General features: G+C 45.7%; 13 protein-coding genes. 3 read left to right on the top strand and 10 right to left on the bottom strand.

The window, feature by feature from the left end:
* Positions 1-183 precede the first annotated feature (183 nt).
* Positions 184-1,323 (top strand): glutamine-hydrolyzing carbamoyl-phosphate synthase small subunit, encoded by a 1,140-nt coding sequence (carA, locus tag L3V37_RS14595; protein WP_017821483.1) that lies wholly within the window; start codon positions 184-186, stop codon positions 1,321-1,323.
* 16 nt (positions 1,324-1,339) lie between these two features.
* Positions 1,340-4,573 (top strand): carbamoyl-phosphate synthase large subunit, encoded by a 3,234-nt coding sequence (gene carB / locus L3V37_RS14590; protein ID WP_005381854.1) that lies wholly within the window; start codon positions 1,340-1,342, stop codon positions 4,571-4,573.
* A gap of 75 nt (positions 4,574-4,648) precedes the next feature.
* Here the strand turns inward: carB and L3V37_RS14585 are convergent, their stop codons facing one another.
* Positions 4,649-5,068, bottom strand: coding sequence for a hypothetical protein (locus tag L3V37_RS14585; RefSeq protein WP_237306511.1), 420 nt, complete (start codon positions 5,066-5,068; stop codon positions 4,649-4,651).
* Positions 5,058-5,972, bottom strand: coding sequence for a hypothetical protein (locus L3V37_RS14580; protein WP_005381852.1), 915 nt, complete (start codon positions 5,970-5,972; stop codon positions 5,058-5,060). Before L3V37_RS14580 ends, L3V37_RS14585 begins: the two co-directional genes overlap by 11 nt.
* A gap of 248 nt (positions 5,973-6,220) precedes the next feature.
* Here L3V37_RS14580 and L3V37_RS14575 point away from each other — a divergent pair, with 248 nt between their 5' ends.
* Positions 6,221-7,000, top strand: coding sequence for a TSUP family transporter (locus L3V37_RS14575; protein WP_005381847.1), 780 nt, complete (start codon positions 6,221-6,223; stop codon positions 6,998-7,000).
* On the opposite strand, the gene L3V37_RS14570 is transcribed toward L3V37_RS14575, so the two are convergent.
* The 8 genes from L3V37_RS14570 to gltB form a co-directional block, all read right to left on the bottom strand.
* Positions 6,942-7,796, bottom strand: a complete 855-nt coding sequence (locus tag L3V37_RS14570) for a LysR family transcriptional regulator (protein WP_237306510.1) — start codon at positions 7,794-7,796, stop codon at positions 6,942-6,944. The two genes, L3V37_RS14575 and L3V37_RS14570, sit on opposite strands and share 59 nt — an antisense overlap.
* A 128-nt stretch (positions 7,797-7,924) precedes the next feature.
* Positions 7,925-8,545, bottom strand: coding sequence for a TRIC cation channel family protein (locus L3V37_RS14565; RefSeq protein WP_005387377.1), 621 nt, complete (start codon positions 8,543-8,545; stop codon positions 7,925-7,927).
* Positions 8,546-8,614: 69 nt separating this feature from the next.
* Complete coding sequence (btuF, locus tag L3V37_RS14560; protein WP_237306520.1) at positions 8,615-9,436, bottom strand: vitamin B12 ABC transporter substrate-binding protein BtuF; 822 nt, start codon at positions 9,434-9,436, stop codon at positions 8,615-8,617.
* Positions 9,436-10,389 (bottom strand): cobalamin biosynthesis family protein, encoded by a 954-nt coding sequence (locus L3V37_RS14555; protein ID WP_005381839.1) that lies wholly within the window; start codon positions 10,387-10,389, stop codon positions 9,436-9,438. The genes btuF and L3V37_RS14555 overlap by 1 nt, the downstream gene beginning before the upstream one ends.
* Before the next feature lie 11 nt (positions 10,390-10,400).
* Entirely contained in the window at positions 10,401-11,096 is a 696-nt protein-coding gene (mtnN, locus tag L3V37_RS14550) for a 5'-methylthioadenosine/S-adenosylhomocysteine nucleosidase (protein WP_005381837.1), read from the bottom strand.
* 63 nt (positions 11,097-11,159) lie between these two features.
* Positions 11,160-11,588: a DUF1499 domain-containing protein gene (locus L3V37_RS14545; protein WP_025768418.1), complete on the bottom strand. Its 429-nt coding sequence runs from the start codon at positions 11,586-11,588 to the stop codon at positions 11,160-11,162.
* A 91-nt stretch (positions 11,589-11,679) separates the two neighbouring features.
* Positions 11,680-13,092: an FAD-dependent oxidoreductase gene (locus L3V37_RS14540; protein ID WP_005381833.1), complete on the bottom strand. Its 1,413-nt coding sequence runs from the start codon at positions 13,090-13,092 to the stop codon at positions 11,680-11,682.
* A 20-nt stretch (positions 13,093-13,112) separates the two neighbouring features.
* Complete coding sequence (gene gltB, locus L3V37_RS14535) at positions 13,113-17,576, bottom strand: glutamate synthase large subunit (RefSeq protein WP_237306509.1); 4,464 nt, start codon at positions 17,574-17,576, stop codon at positions 13,113-13,115.
* Positions 17,577-17,835 lie beyond the last annotated feature (259 nt).

Below are 17,835 nucleotides of genomic sequence, written 5' to 3'. Positions count from 1 at the left end.
CAAAATGACCTTACTCGCTAGAAATTAATCATTTATTTTTGATTGTAGGTTGACAGGTTTCGAGTCCAACTTTAGAATACCGCCAATTTGTCTGAAATACCTATTTATGTAGATTTTATAGGTAAAGGAAGGCATGTTTGCAGTTTGATTTATTTTTTTTGCATTTTTATTCTGGAGGTTGTCTTGGGTAAATTAGCACTGTTGGTCCTAGAAGATGGGACAGTGTTCCGCGGAGTGTCCATAGGGGCAGATGGTCTTTCCGTTGGTGAAGTCGTTTTTAATACCTCGATGACGGGGTATCAAGAAATCCTCACTGATCCTTCCTATTCTCAGCAAATCGTCACTCTCACTTATCCTCACATTGGCAATACCGGAACCACTTCCGAAGATGAAGAATCCTCTTCCATTCATGCACAAGGCCTTGTGATTCGCGATCTTCCTCTAATCGCTTCTAACTTCCGTAACGAACAATCCCTCTCTGATTATCTTAAGTCTCAAAATATCGTTGGCATCGCTGATATCGATACTCGTAAGCTCACTCGTATCCTGCGTGAAAAAGGTGCTCAAAACGGCTGTATTGTTGCGGGCAACAACCTAGACGAAGCTTTGGCACTAGCGAAAGCAAAAGAATTCCCAGGCTTAAAAGGAATGGACCTTGCGAAAGAAGTTACAACAAAAGAAGCGTATCAATGGAAGCAAGGTTCGTGGACGCTTGAAGGTGGACTTCCAGAGGCGAAAGATGACAGCGAGCTGCCATACCACGTTGTCGCTTACGACTTCGGCGCAAAACGCAACATCTTACGAATGTTGGTTGACCGCGGCTGCCGCTTAACGGTTGTACCTGCAGAAACGTCAGCGGAAGAAGTTCTGGCACTAAATCCAGATGGCGTATTCTTATCGAACGGCCCTGGGGACCCAGAACCATGTACTTACGCGATTGAAGCAACCAAAGTGTTCCTAGAAAAAGGCCTGCCAATTTTTGGTATTTGTCTAGGTCACCAGATTCTGGCGCTAGCATCAGGTGCGCAAACGGTGAAAATGAAGTTTGGTCACCACGGTGCAAACCACCCAGTAAAAGATTTAGAGCGTAACGTTGTGATGATCACTTCGCAAAACCACGGCTTTGCGGCAGATGAAGCAACATTACCGGAAAACTTACGTGCTACTCACGTATCGCTATTTGATGGCTCTTTGCAAGGTATCCACCGCACAGACAAGCCAGCATTTAGCTTCCAAGGTCACCCAGAAGCGAGCCCAGGTCCACATGACGCGGCACCGCTATTTGACCACTTTATCGAACTAATCAAAAAACACAGCGCTTAATTCGGAGTAGTAGATAATGCCAAAACGTACTGACATTCAAAGTATTCTAATTCTTGGTGCTGGTCCGATTGTTATCGGTCAGGCATGTGAGTTTGACTACTCTGGCGCACAAGCGTGTAAAGCTCTTCGCGAAGAAGGCTACCGAGTTATCCTGGTTAACTCTAACCCAGCAACCATCATGACTGACCCAGAGATGGCAGATGCGACTTACATTGAGCCGATTCAGTGGGAAGTTGTACGCAAGATCATCGAGAAAGAACGTCCTGATGCAGTTCTGCCAACTATGGGTGGTCAGACAGCACTTAACTGTGCGTTAGATTTAGAGAAGCACGGCGTTCTCGCAGAGTTTGGCGTAGAGATGATTGGTGCAACGGCTGATGCAATCGACAAAGCGGAAGACCGTTCTCGTTTTGATAAAGCGATGAAGTCTATCGGCCTTGAGTGTCCTCGCGCAGATACAGCGAAGAGCATGGAAGAAGCTTACAAAGTTTTAGATATGGTTGGCTTCCCTTGTATCATTCGTCCATCGTTCACCATGGGTGGCACTGGTGGTGGTATCGCGTACAACAAAGAAGAGTTCGAAGAAATCTGTCGTCGCGGTCTGGACTTATCTCCGACCAACGAACTTCTTATCGATGAGTCACTAATCGGTTGGAAAGAGTACGAAATGGAAGTCGTTCGTGACAAAGCGGACAACTGTATCATCGTATGTTCAATCGAGAACTTTGACCCAATGGGTATCCATACGGGCGACTCAATCACGGTTGCTCCAGCACAAACACTGACTGACAAAGAATACCAGCTTATGCGTAATGCATCGCTAGCCGTTCTGCGTGAGATTGGTGTTGAAACAGGTGGTTCAAACGTACAGTTTGGTATCAACCCGAAAGATGGTCGTATGGTCATCATCGAGATGAACCCGCGTGTATCTCGCTCTTCTGCGCTAGCATCAAAAGCAACAGGCTTCCCAATCGCGAAAATTGCCGCGAAACTGGCTGTTGGCTTTACGCTAGACGAACTACAAAACGACATCACAGGTGGTGCAACACCAGCATCATTTGAACCAACTATCGACTACGTCGTAACTAAGATCCCTCGCTTTAACTTCGAGAAATTTGCTGGTGCAAACGATCGTCTGACAACTCAGATGAAATCGGTTGGTGAGGTAATGGCGATTGGTCGTAACCAACAAGAATCTCTTCACAAAGCACTGCGTGGCCTAGAAGTTGGCGCAACTGGTTTTGATGAGATGGTCGATCTGGAAGCGCCAGATGCACTGACTAAGATTCGTCACGAACTTAAAGAAGCAGGTGCAGAGCGTATCTGGTACATCGCCGATGCATTCCGAGCGGGTATGTCAGTCGACGGTGTGTTCAACTTGACTCAAATCGACCGCTGGTTCCTGGTTCAAATCGAAGAAATTGTAAAACTCGAAGAACAAGTCAAGGCGGGCGGCTACGCAGGTTTGACCAAAGAAGTGCTTCGTCAGATGAAACGCAAAGGCTTCTCTGATGCTCGCTTGTCTAAATTGCTTGGTGTCGCTGAAAGTGAAATTCGCCGTGCTCGTGAGCAGTTTGATATTCATCCGGTTTACAAACGTGTGGATACATGTGCAGCAGAGTTTTCTTCTGACACGGCTTACATGTACTCATCTTACGATGAAGAATGTGAAGCAAACCCAACAGACAAAGATAAGATCATGGTTCTTGGTGGCGGTCCAAACCGTATCGGCCAGGGTATCGAATTCGATTACTGTTGTGTTCATGCATCACTTGCGCTGCGTGAAGACGGTTACGAAACCATTATGGTTAACTGTAACCCAGAAACGGTATCTACTGACTACGATACGTCTGATCGTCTGTACTTCGAGCCAGTAACTCTGGAAGATGTACTGTCTATCGCTCGCGTTGAAAAACCAAAAGGTGTGATTGTTCAGTACGGTGGTCAAACGCCACTTAAACTGGCTCGTGCTCTAGAAGCGGCTGGTGTGCCAATCATTGGTACTAGCCCAGATGCTATCGACCGTGCGGAAGACCGTGAACGCTTCCAAGCCGCTGTTGACCGTTTAGGTCTACTTCAGCCAGAAAACGCGACAGTAACAACGATGGAGCAAGCGGTTGAGAAATCGAAAGAAATTGGCTTCCCATTAGTTGTTCGTCCATCTTATGTACTCGGTGGTCGTGCGATGGAAATCGTATACGACGAGCAAGACCTGCGTCGCTACTTCAACGAAGCAGTAAGCGTATCGAACGAGTCTCCAGTTCTGCTAGACCGTTTCTTGGATGATGCAACCGAAGTTGATATTGATGCTATCTGTGACGGTGAACGCGTCGTTATCGGCGGTATCATGGAGCACATCGAACAAGCGGGTGTTCACTCTGGTGACTCTGCATGTTCACTGCCTGCATACACGCTAAGTCAGGAAATTCAAGACAAGATGCGTGAGCAAGTCGAGAAGTTAGCATTCGAACTCGGTGTGCGCGGTTTGATGAACACGCAGTTTGCTGTGAAAGATAACGACGTTTATCTAATTGAAGTGAACCCTCGTGCTGCTCGTACGGTACCATTCGTATCGAAAGCGACAGGCGCTCCTCTAGCGAAAATCGCTGCACGTGTAATGGCGGGTCAATCTCTAGAGTCACAAGGCTTTACTAAAGAGATTATCCCTCCTTACTACTCAGTGAAAGAAGTGGTTCTGCCGTTCAACAAATTCCCTGGTGTTGACCCTCTATTGGGCCCTGAAATGCGCTCAACAGGTGAAGTAATGGGTGTGGGTGCGACGTTCGCAGAAGCTTACGCGAAAGCAGAGCTAGGTTGTGGTGCGGTTTATCCTGAAGGTGGTCGTGCGCTACTGTCTGTACGTGAAGGTGATAAAGAGCGTGTTGTTGACCTAGCTTCTAAGTTAGTGAAACTGGGTTACCAGTTGGATGCGACACACGGTACTGCTGTAATTCTGGGCGAAGCGGGTATTAACCCACGTTTGGTAAACAAAGTACACGAAGGTCGTCCACACATTCTTGACCGCATCAAGAACAACGAATACACCTACATCGTAAACACGGCTGCTGGTCGTCAAGCGATTGAAGATTCGAAAGTTCTACGCCGTGGTGCACTGGCAGAAAAAGTGAACTACACAACGACACTGAATGCAGCGTTCGCTACATGTATGTCTCATACTGCAGACGCAAAAGCGTCAGTAACTTCGGTTCAAGAGTTACACGCTAAAGTGAAAGCGAGTCTAGACGCGTAACAGATAAAAATCAGTAAGCTCATTAATCAGGGCTTACATGACAACCTCATTGCCCGCTCATTTGAGCGGGCTTTTTTATATCGAGGTTTTTCTAAAATGAAGAGCATTAAAGTGTGCTAGGAACGATTGGTATGCTTCGCTTTTGAAGATCATCAAGCTAATGATGGCAAGCAATGTGCCCAAAGAGGAAGAAATAGTACTACCACTTGCTACAACAAAATTAATGCTGCAAGTGAGAATGATAAAAGAGATAGTAAGTAAGTTTATTTTTGCAGCAATACTTAATCCTTTGCTTATTGTCAGAATGTTTGGAATGCATACAACAACAACCGTAATAGCTCCCAATGTAAGAAGGTAAGTATCTAGAGCAATGTGTTGAGTGAAAGAAAACCAGTCATTCCAAATGCTTAAGCTAATAGCCAGACCAATAGTCAATGCCAAGTATAAACATATACTTAGTGAGATGTTTGCTATGCTAATTGATTTAGTATTCAACTTTCAATTCCTCATAGATTCCAATTGCAAGATTTCTTAACTCTCCCGAATAACCACTTCCTACTATGCTAATTGAGCCTCCAATTGCATCTAGAAGCTGATGAGAAATGGATGCGGATATTGTTGCTTGTGAATACCTCTTAGGAATTTCTCCTGACAACATTAGCTGTTTACGAGCTTTATTCGAAATACTCGGAAGGTTTTTACGGATGATTTCTTTAGTTAATCTTGTTCTCTCTTGTCTGTTTAAGCCTTTTAGAATCTCGGGAACGCCTTTCTTAGTGGTTTGCTTAAGAGATTGAACCATTTTTATCGTTTGATATCCGCTAGCACCCGCTCCAGCTAAGGATATGTAATCTAAAGCTTTAGTTGTATTTTGATACCACTCATTACTGTCTATATCCGATAATTTATCTGGTGATTTAGATACCATACGGGTTCTTGCTACTCCAATAGCACATTGAGCTGTGGCAGCAACAGTAGCGGCGTGTGAGATATAGGACATAGTTACGCCCACAGGACCACTTACTGGTATTGTTAGCCCCGAACCAACTACTCCAATCCAGCCAATTGCTGCACCAATACAGCTAATGCTCGCTGATAGAAGCTCTTGATTGAATCTTGATTTTGATTCTTCCTGTTTTATTTTTTTTGCAAATTCTTGAGATGATTGTAATTTTATCGGTTCTCGTAGAATGATAAAGGTAGGATTGATATGGCATGTGGATTTAAAGTCTCTTAAGCGTACAACGGTGAATTTGTTATCAATATAAATTACACCCGCACCGCTAGTCTCTGGTTTAGCGTCAATAACGTTGAATAGCTGATTAACATTCACTATCTGTTCGATTTTTAAGCGTAATTGCTGTTCTTTTATTGATGGTCGAGTCAGTAAGGCTTCCATTATTTTCGTTTTTATCAGATTAAATATTTCCTATTAAGACAGCATTTTCTTTTTCTATCAAAATATTAAGAGGCTCTTGAGGTGAGGCTCTATATTTGGATGTAATTGATATTTTTAATGTATCATTCTCTAGATTTATTAACTGATGAAAATTAGGAATAGATTGGTGTCTTGACTTTCCATTGGTAGTTTTGTGAATAAGTGCTACCGTTTCTTCCTCTTTGATACCTCTTCAAAAAGGAAGTGTAGTGGAAATCACGGTTGAGATTTTGTTGGCCTTATTTTTGGTTGCGACTGCCGCAGGCTTTATTGATGCGATGGCTGGTGGGGGAGGGCTCATTACGCTCCCTGCGCTTTTGGCTGCGGGGTTGAGTCCGACTCAAGCTCTAGCAACCAATAAGTTACAAAGTTCGTTTGGCAGTTTCTCTGCTAGCTGGTATTTCGTGCGTAACGGTATTGTCAGCTTAAAGGAAATGCGTTTTGCGATACTCTGCACTTTTATAGGTGCTGCAATCGGTGCCGAGGCTGTGCAGTTTATTGATGCTAGCGTACTCACCAGTTTGATCCCTGTTCTTTTGATAGCCATTTCCCTCTATTTTTTACTCGCGCCAAGTACGCGAAAAATCGATGGAGAACCAAAGTTATCTGAAGCGATGTTTGCGCTATGCATTGGTGGCGGGATCGGCTTCTATGATGGCTTTTTTGGCCCTGGGACTGGATCTATTTTTACTGTTTGTTTTGTTGCACTAGGTCACTTTTCTTTGGTCGAAGCCACAGCTAGAACCAAAATCCTCAATTTCACGTCAAACATAGCGGCACTACTCTTTTTTATCTTCGCTGGGTTGCCAGTGTGGAAGCTTGGCTTAACTATGGCTGTTGGCGGTTTTCTTGGTGCTCAGTTAGGGGCGAAGGTCGTGGTAAGTAAAGGACAAAAATGGATTCGTCCTCTAGTTATAGTGATGTCGATGCTTATGGCAACGAAACTTCTTTGGCAACAACATCAGCAATGGATTCTGTCAGTGCTTTAACTCGCTCGCTACGATATGTGCTGTGACGTAAGCAGATATGTATTGGTCGAACTAACTGATCTAGCTCTTCAAAGTCATAGCAGAACTTAGATGTGATATTAAGTGTCGTTAGGATAGATTTAGGGATTAAAGCGGGAGCCATACCTCCCAAAGCCAGTTGTGCTGCCGCAGTATACGAATCCATTTCCATCAAAGGTTCGATTCCGTGTTTGGATAAAATAGCTTGTTGATATGTGTTGGCAGGGTTAGTTAGGTCATTGGTCAAAATAGCTTTAGGTAGTTGTGAAAGTGAATGTCGACTGACAATTGAGAAAGGTTCATCGGCGAGGTGAAGGCTCATTAATCCATGATGAGGTGGTAGATAGCCAGCGCAAAATCCCAATGTTGCTTTGCCTGATTTCACATTCTCAATAATGCGTGGCGTATGATTGGTCGATATTCGTATGTACTGATCATGGGCAAAGTGTTCTGCCATGATCATGCTGAGGTATCCCGCCACTAAGGTTTCAGAGCAGTCTATCTTGATCAAAGAAGTATCTTCTATTTGTTGTTGATCATAGATCTGACCTCTTAACTCATTGAACGTGGGTTCTATTGTGTGTATGAGCGCAAGGCCATCGGAGGTCAGCTTTATGTGCCGACCATTTGGCTCTATTAATTTTTTTCCTAACTTCTTCTCTAGATTTGAAATACGTTTACTCACGGCAGATTGACTAATATAGAGTTGACTGCCCGTGCGGCTCATGGTTTTTTCTTTACTGAGGACAAGTAACGTTTCAATACCTTCAAGCAACATAATGATTAATGAAAGTTAGGAATGGTTGAGATAATTTAGCGAATTGCCCAAGAATTGGCGAATCAAATGAGCATAAATGAGAGGAGCCGACACTTGGTCGACTCCATGATGAGTGATGTTGTTGGTGTTTAACGGTTAATGGCGAAAGTTGGCAGGGATAGATGCCAACGAATCGCACCGAGACGTATAATGAGCGTTGAGATTACACCAGCGAGTAAAGCCGTTGAGTGGTCATAACCCATGTTTACCGCCATCGTATGGAAGATGCCGCCAATAATACATGCCGTAGCATAGACTTCGCTTCTTAATACCATAGGAACTTCGCGAGCCAGCACGTCTCGTATAATGCCACCGCCACAGCCAGTAATAACCCCCATTATCACCGCGACCATCCCTGATGCATTGTAGGCGAGTGCCTTTTCTACTCCTATTCCCACAAATACAGCGAGACCGATGGCATCACAAACGGGTAATACCCACCATGAGAGTCGCTTGGGTCTTCGAATAACAAGCATGGTTAGTAGACACGTAACAAATATCACCCATAAGTAAGTCGTATCTGTTATCCAAAATACGGGAGTGGCACCAAGCGCCATGTCTCGGATTGTTCCGCCACCTATAGCAGTCACACTGCCGAGCACGATAACGCCGAATGGATCCATTTTTAAACGGCCCGCCAGTAATACGCCAGAGATAGCGAAAACAGCGGTACCGAACAAATCGATCATATAAAGCAGCATGGAGTCCATGTTACTTAGTACCTTTAAATAGTGTGAGAAAAAATGGGCGGAAATTGTACGGTATTTGCCACGAAATCGTTAGCGTTTTTGACGAACGCTTTTAAAGTGCTCACACACTTCCTTGATCGCGTTCAATGTGCGTGGTGTCGGACGGTTAATCCAATCAGAGTTTAGGGACCAGATGTGTTTGTTTTTAAGAGCAAGAAGCTCATTACTCCACTCAGTCCACATACCATCGTTACTCATTGCGTGACGAGAAGTAAAAATAACCTCTGGCTGGCGAGTAATGACTTGCTCGATGCTAACTTGAGGATAAGGCGCGCTAGATGCGGCGAAAATGTTCTCACCACCGCAAAAAGTAAAGACTTCACTTGGCCAGTTCTTTCCGGCGACAGTGATGATAGGCTTTTCACTCAACTGGTAAAAGTAACTAACTTTCTCGTTCGTGTTGTACTGTTCTTTTAGTGTACTCAGCTGCGTTCTAAAATCTTCAGCGGCCTTTTTTCCTACTTGTGGAGTTTCGCTGTATTGGCTGAGTTGCTCGATATTATTGGCGATATCTTCTAATGAACCTGTAGTGGAGTAATAGATAGGAATACCGAACTGTTTAATTTTCTCCAACTCTTTAGCGGGGTTTCCGGCTGGCCAAGCAATCACTAAGTCCGGTTGAAGAGCAATAATGCGCTCTAATTTAATTCCTTGATAATTTGAGACTCTTTCTAGCTGCTTTGCCTGTTCTGGATAATCGCTCATTTCGCTGACAGCAACAAGCTGGTCTCCTAGCCCTGCTGCAAAGGCAATTTCGGTGGCATGTGGAGCTAAACTTATAATGCGTTGAGCGGGTTGAGCGAAGGTCGCTGTCGAAACAAACAGCGTTAATGCGAAGCATAATTTATTCATCATAATCCTTGATAAATTATTCCTAAAAGCAAACTTTGGATTGCGATCCAAGCCAGGACGCGCCAAACGAGCAGCGTATGTATTTGTGAAAGGTGAATAGCCGATGGCGCAATGCGCCCACCGATTTTTGCGCGCTCTGCACGCACACCTTGATAGATAGCAGGGCCGCATAAAGACAGTTGTAGTTTGTGTCCGATAGTACATAACACCCAGCTAGGTCCTGGTAAGGGCCAAGACTTCGCTTGCTGTTGTATTCCAGAGAGCACATTACTTGTATTCTTTCCGGCAGCTAAAAGTATGGCAAAGAGACGAAGTGGAATAATATCCAGAGTAGCAACCAGTTGAATCACAGGTTTACCAAAGGGCAAATATTGGCGTCGGCTAGGGGACCACACTCGCGCTAATTCTGTTGTGAGTCGATACATTAACGCACCAATACCACCTGTTAGTGCGTACCAAAATAGCACGCCGATCACGTTGCGGCTGTATCCCATAATCAGGGTTTCTGAGCCAGCTTTACCTATGCCAACGATCGAGAGGCTACCAGTGTCGCGATTAAGATATGGTCTCAGTAATGCTCGACACTGAGCTTTGTCTTCCGAAGAGATACTTGTGACGAGCTGTTTCGTTAACGTTTCGCTGTTACGCCAGTCTAGCGCAATGATCAATAGAACCAGTTCATATAAAGGGATTTGCCAAACAAATGGCTTTACTGCAATCAGTAATATCAAGCAAGGAAACAGCATCAAGCCTAATGCAAGACTGCCTGAGATTACACTCTGTGAGTAATTGTGATTATTGTTCACTTTGTTGGCTAGCTGTTCTGCTAGCTTTCGCCATAAAGTGATGGGGTGCGCTGAATGGGGGATTGGCACTAAAAGGTGCAAGATCAGTGCACCCCACATAATGAGGAGCGCACCGTTGGCATAAAATGACTGAAAAACTTCTTCCATGAATGAGTCGTTTACTTAATGAGTTCCAGCATTTTGAATACCATTTCGGAAGAGCTTTTTGCTGCTAGAGGCAGGAACTCATCAAAGCTCATTGGTGATTCTTTATCAGCGACATCAGAGATTGCACGCACAACAACAAACGGTGTGTTGAATTGGTGACAAGTTTGAGCGATAGCAGATGCTTCCATTTCTACAGCGATAACTGACGGGAAGTGTTTACGAATAAACTCTTGACGCTCAGCAGTACAAACAAACGCATCGCCAGTACAAATTAGGCCGCGAACCGCATGAGTGTTTTCCATTTGTGCTAGGGCTTTTTCGGCTAAGTCCATTAGCTTGTCATCCGCTTTGAATGCAGCTGGTTGACCGGCCATTTGGCCAATTTCATAACCAAAAGCGGTTACGTCTGCATCGTGATGACGAACTTCTGTAGAGATAACTACATCGCCAAGGTTTAAGCTTGAATCGAAACCGCCAGCAGAGCCTGTGTTAATCACAACGTCTGGTTGGTATTCATCAAGAAGGATTGTCGTGCCCACTGCCGCTGCAACTTTACCGATGCCCGATTGTAGTACGACGACTTCGACATCGTTAATTTGACCAGAGAAAAACGTACAACCTGCTTTATTTACAGTTTTGCAGTTTGTAATTGCTTGCTTCAGGATGGTCACTTCTTGTTCCATCGCACCGATGATACCAACTTTCATAACACTCTCTTTAGGTAAATATTTTAGTTGGCCGAGAGTATAGCACTCCCCGTTGGCAGTTTTCTATTTGATGAGCTTAGCTTGAGTGAGCTTTTCTCGTAATTGATCGGCGCGCTTTCTGTTTACGCCAAAGTCAGAGTAGCCCACACGAGATTCCGAGCGCACAATCAGTTGGTCTCCTGCTATTTTTAGTTCGAGGTCATCCACGAAGCGCATGATTTTAGATGTGCACTCGATACGAAGGTAGTTGCTTTCTTTCACCGCGGTTTTCGCGCCTGGCAGTTCAAGCGCAACTTGCTCAATAGCGTCGATGTTCGCTGAATCCACTAAGATAAATGGCGTTAGGTTGTATTTTTCTCGCGTGTCTTGGGTGGAGACGCAGTTTGGTTTGTCACCACAAGGTGATTGAGAACGATCCGTCATGGTTGTGACTCCTTGGCTACAAGCGGTTAAGCCGAGCAAAGTAATGGAAAGGAGAGCGGCTTTTTTCATTGTATTTACTCTTATAATTTTGCTTCTAATTATATGGATACAAAAGAAAAAGGATCCAATAATAGGACCCTTTTTGTGAGGTTAACTGAGATTAAACTTCGAGGTAATCGAGAATGCCTTCTGCCGCTTTTCGTCCTTCATCAATTGCGGTTACGACAAGATCAGAACCTCGTACCGCATCACCACCCGCGAAGATCTTTTCATTGCTGGTCTGGAACTGGAACTCTTGCTTCGCTGGGGCTTTGATACGACCCCATTGATCCAAATCGACATCAAACGGTGCTAACCAGTCCATTTTGTGCGGCTGGAAACCAAACGCCATGATAACAACGTCTGCTGGTAGAACGTGCTCGCTGCCTTCAACGGGCTCTGGACGTCGGCGACCTGCTTCATCAGGTTCACCAAGTGCGGTTTTCACCACTTTGACCCCCGAGACTTTGCCTGACGCATCCACTTCCACTCCCAAAGGCTGAAGGTTGAACATGAACTTCACGCCTTCTTCCTTTGCGTTTTTTACCTCGCGACGAGAGCCTGGCATGTTGGCCTCATCACGACGATAAGCACAAACTACGTTGGAGGCACCTTGGCGAATTGAGGTACGAACGCAGTCCATTGCTGTATCACCACCACCCAGTACGACGACTTTCTTTCCTGCCATATCGATAAAGGGTTGGTTACTCTCAAGATCCATGACTTTGTAGGTGTTCGAAACTAAAAATGGCAGCGCGTCATACACACCCGGCGCATCTTCATTATCTAGACCTGCACGCATGTATTTATAGGTGCCAACGCCCAAGAAAACAGCATCGTATTCATCAAGTAGCTCTTGCATTTGGACATCTTTGCCTACTTCCATGTTCATGCGGAACTCGACGCCCATTTCAGTGAACACACGGCGGCGGTTTTCCATCACGCCTTTTTCAAGCTTGAATGAAGGAATACCGAAGGTCAGAAGGCCTCCAATTTCAGGGTAGCGGTCAAACACGACTGGCTTAACGCCATTGCGCACTAGGATATCCGCGGCAGCCAAGCCAGCTGGGCCAGCTCCAATGATTGCAACCTTTTTATCGGTCCACTCCACCTTGGACATATCTGGCTTCCAGCCCATTTCAAACGCTTTGTCGGTAATGTACTTTTCTATGTTACCGATGGTGACGGCACCAAAGTCATCATTAAGCGTGCATGAACCTTCACATAGGCGGTCTTGAGGACAAACGCGCCCACATACTTCCGGTAGGCTATTGGTTTGATGCGATAGTTCAACCGCTTCAAGAATACGGCCTTCATTGGCAAGTTTTAACCATTGAGGGATGTAGTTGTGGACTGGGCATTTCCATTCACAATATGGGTTGCCACAATCTAAGCAGCGATCCGCTTGTGCAGTCGCCTGTTGTTTAGTGAACGGTTCATAGATTTCAACGAACTCGATCTTACGAACTTTGATAGGCTTTTTCGCAGGATCTACACGCTGCACATCGATAAATTGATAAACGTTCTGGCTCATGATTCAAACATCCTCCATGATTACTGTGCTTGAACACGCAGCTCTGCGGCACTGCGGCTCTGGTGACCAAGTAGCGTGCGAAGATCTGCCGCTTGTGGTTTCACCAAATAGAACTTTGGAATCCATTCATCAAAGTTCGCCAAAATATTTTCTGCATGACTCGACCCTGTTTCTTCAAGGTGTTCCGCAATTAGGCCACGCAAATGTTCTTGGTGGATGTAAAGATCGGACAATGAGATGGCTTCGACAGACTCAGTATTAACTCGACCTTCAAAGCTTTGGTTCTCATCCAGAACATAGGCAAAGCCTCCAGTCATACCCGCGCCAAAGTTCACACCTGTCGCACCAAGAATGGCAACAATACCGCCAGTCATGTACTCACAAGCGTTATCGCCAGCACCTTCAATGACGGCTATCGTACCTGAGTTTCGTACGCCGAAACGCTCACCTGCTTTACCGGCTGCAAATAGTTTACCGCCGGTCGCGCCGTACAGGCAGGTGTTACCAATGATAGTTGCTTCATTGCATTTAAATGCGGTGCCAAGGTGAGGTTTGATAACCACTTTACCACCCGCCATGCCTTTGCCCACGTAGTCGTTCGCATCGCCCGTGAGGTAAAGCTCTACACCACCTGCGTTCCAAACACCAAAGGACTGACCTGCGGTGCCGTCAAGATAGATTTTGATAGGGGAAGCCGCCAATCCTTGGTTGCCATAGCGTTTTGCTATTTCGCCAGATAAGCGTGCACCAACAGAACGATCAGTGTTGATGACATTGTAGAAGAAACTTGCTGATTGACTGTTTTCAACCGCATGCATGGCATCATCAACGATCTTTTGGTTGAGCTCAGCTTTATCAAACGGTTTGTTTGGCTCTGTCCAAAATAGCGGATGACCCTCAGGTGATACTGGAGCTTCTAGAATATTGGATAGATCCAGCTTGGTCTGTTTCGCTGTAAATCCCTCTACTGCCTCGAGTAAATCGGTACGACCAATCAAGTCCGTCAGCTTTTCAACGCCAAGTTCGGCGAGTAATCCGCGCACTTCGTCTGCCAAGCCGATGAAGTAATTCATCACCATTTCTGGTAGACCTTTGAAGTATTCTTTACGCAGTGTCTCGTCTTGAGTCGCAACCCCAGTTGCACAGTTGTTGAGGTGACAAATTCGTAGGAACTTACAACCCATAGCGACCATTGGCGCAGTACCAAAACCGAAGCTTTCTGCACCTAAAATTGCGGCTTTAACTACGTCTAAACCAGTCTTTAGACCACCGTCTACCTGTAAGCGGATCTTATGACGCAGACCATTAGCAACCAGAGCTTGTTGTGTCTCTGCCAACCCCAACTCCCAAGGGCTACCAGCGTATTTTACCGAAGTTAATGGGCTTGCTGCGGTACCACCGTCGTAACCCGAAATGGTAATAAGATCAGCGTAAGCCTTGGCTACGCCCGTTGCGATGGTGCCGACACCTGGCTCGGAGACGAGTTTTACCGAAACCAGCGCATTTGGGTTGACTTGTTTAAGGTCGAAGATCAGCTGGGCCAAATCTTCAATCGAATAGATATCGTGGTGCGGAGGAGGGGAGATCAGAGTCACGCCTTGTACCGAATAACGCAGTTTTGCGATTTCTGCGGTGACTTTGTGTCCTGGTAGCTGTCCACCTTCACCCGGTTTCGCACCTTGTGCCACCTTGATTTGCAGTACATCCGCATTAGTCAGGTAATGAGGCGTTACACCAAATCGGCCAGAAGCAATCTGTTTGATACGTGAGTTACGCTCAGTACCGAAGCGGCGAGGATCTTCACCGCCTTCACCCGAGTTAGAGTAACCACCAAGACGGTTCATCGCCGTTGCAAGTGCTTCATGCGCTTCTGGGCTAAGTGCGCCAATGGACATTGCCGCAGAGTCAAAGCGTTTGAACAGTTCAGTGCGTGGTTCTATTTGCTCAAGTGGCAGCGGTGAGTCTGATTTTTTCAGCGACATTAAGTCACGCAGCATGGCAACAGGGCGTTGATTTACCTGCTTAGCAAAGCTCTGATAGTCGTTACTTTCGCCAGATTTAACGGCCTGTTGCAGCGTGCCGACAACATCCGGGTTGTACGCATGATACTCACCTCCATGGACGTACTTTAACAAGCCGCCATGATCAATCGATTTGCGTTTCGCCCATGCTTTACGAGATAAGTTTGTAAGATCTTGCTGGAAGTCGTCAAAATTCGCGCCTTCAATTCGAGTTGTGACGCCTTTAAAACACAGATCGACCACATCTTGGCTCAAGCCAACTGCTTCAAACAGTTGTGAGCAGCGGTAAGAGGCGATGGTTGAGATCCCCATTTTCGACATGATCTTGTACAGGCCTTTGTTGATGCCGTATTGGTAGTTTTGCATCACATCGCGGTAGTCTTTCTCTAGTGCTTTATCATCAATCAGTTTACCTAACGCTTCATAAGCAAGGTATGGGTAAACCGCAGTAGCACCAAAGCCAAGCAAGACAGCAAATTGGTGTGGGTCACGAGCTGTTGCGGTCTCAACAACAATGTTGGCATCACAACGTAAGTTGGCATCGATCAAGCGAGTTTGAACCGCACCGACCGCCATTGCTGCAGGAATTGGCAGCTTGCCTTTGACTAAAGCGCGATCTGAAAGCACGACTAGAACCGTGCCTTCACGCACCACTTGTTCTGCTTGCTCACACAGATCATCAATGGCTTGTTTGAGATCTTTCTGTTGTGGATCGTAGTTGATATCGAGAATGGTATTACGGTAATGATCGTCACTCAGCTCTAGTAGTTGCTGCATGTCTGAATAGAGCAGTACTGGAGAATCAAAGGTTACACGATGCGCGTGGCCATCGGTTTCACAGAAGACGTTCATCTCCTGGCCGATGCTGGTCGCCAGCGACATGACGTGTTTCTCACGCAGCGGATCGATTGGTGGGTTGGTGACCTGAGCAAACTTCTGACGGAAGTAGTCAGTCACCAAGCGCTCTTTCGAAGAAAGAACCGCCATCGGGGTGTCATCACCCATCGAACCGACGGCTTCTTGCCCCATATCACCGAGGACACGCAATACTTGATCGACTTCTTCATTGCTCATGGCAAACTGCTTTTGATAAGTCTTAAGCAAGTCTTCATCAAAGCTACGCTCACCTACTTGATCTTCAGGCAGCTGAGAGAACGGCGTTAGTTTGCGAACGTTGCTCTCCATCCATTCGCGATAAGGGTGACGAGATTTCAGATCATTATCGATCTCGCTAGATTGCCAAAGCTTACCTTTACGAGTGTCGATGACGAGCAATTCCCCCGGACCTACACGACCTTTTTTGGCAACTTCATCTGGGGCGTAATTCCAAATCCCTACCTCAGATGCCAGAGTGATCAGCTTGTCTTTGGTAATTACATAACGCGCAGGACGTAGACCGTTTCGGTCTAGGTTACAAGCAGCATAACGACCATCGGACAGTACGATACCTGCTGGGCCATCCCATGGTTCCATGTGTTTGGAGTTGAAATCGTAAAACGCACGCAAATCCGGATCCATATCCGGGTGGTTTTGCCATGCTGGCGGTACGAGCATACGCATGGCACGGAAGATATCCATGCCGCCAGCTAAGAAGAGATCTAGCATATTATCTAAGCTAGACGAGTCTGAGCCTGTCTCGTTCACAAACGGTGCTGCAGTTTGTAGGTCAGGCAGCAGTGGTGACGAGAACTTATAAGCACGAGCGCGTGCCCATTGTCGGTTACCTTCAATGGTATTGATCTCACCATTATGAGCAAGGTAGCGGAACGGTTGAGCTAATGGCCAACGCGGTTGAGTGTTGGTAGAAAAACGCTGGTGGAACAGACAGATAGCAGATTCCATACGTAGATCGGCAAGATCAAGATAAAAGCGCGGTAAGTCTGCAGGCATGCATAGGCCTTTGTACACCAAAACTTGAGTCGACAAGCTACAGATGTAGAAATCCGGATCTTCGGTGATTTGTTTCTCGATGCGACGGCGTGCGATGTAGAGACGACGTTCAATGTCACGCTCGCGCCAACCTGCCGGTGCAGAGATAAAGACTTGCTGAATATTTGGAAGCGAGTTGACCGCAATTGGACCGAGTACTTCTGAATTAGTTGGTACTTCACGCCAACCAGCCACAGTTAGCGTCTCTTGCGCCAGTTCTTTGTTGACGATGTCTTTAGCGAGTTGAGCTTTGACTGGATCTTGGTTGAAGAAAATCATCCCTACGGCGTATTGCTTGCCAAGGTTGAAACCATTTTCTTCGGCAATAAGACGTAAATAGGAATCGGGCTTTTGTAATAGAAGACCACAACCATCACCAGTTTTACCATCGGCGGCGATACCACCACGGTGAGTCATGCGGTCAAGTGCAGAAATTGCTGTACGTACCAGCTTGTGGCTTTGTTCGCCTTCCATATGCGCGATCAAGCCAAATCCACAGTTGTCTTTCTCAAGACTTGGATCATAAAGAGCCATTGCAATTCTCCCTTTGCTTATCCGTCATCCCGACAGATATATCAACACTGCTTACGTTGATATCGATGACTAACTATGCGTCATCTTTATAGCTTTATGTATAATTATTCAGTAAAAGTTGTGAAATATTTAACATTTTTTGAGTGTTTTATTTTCATCAACTTCACAAGCTATAGCTTATTGTAAAAAAGGTCAAGTTATTAGTGGATCATCACGTGAATATACGATTTACCATTTAATAAGCTAAAATAGTTTAATA

It is taken from the genome of Vibrio sp. D54, from assembly GCF_021728075.1.
GTDB classification, from domain to species: domain Bacteria; phylum Pseudomonadota; class Gammaproteobacteria; order Enterobacterales; family Vibrionaceae; genus Vibrio; species Vibrio alginolyticus.
The sequence above is the reverse complement of the archived record's forward strand: the minus strand, read 5'-3'. Positions and strand labels throughout refer to the sequence as shown.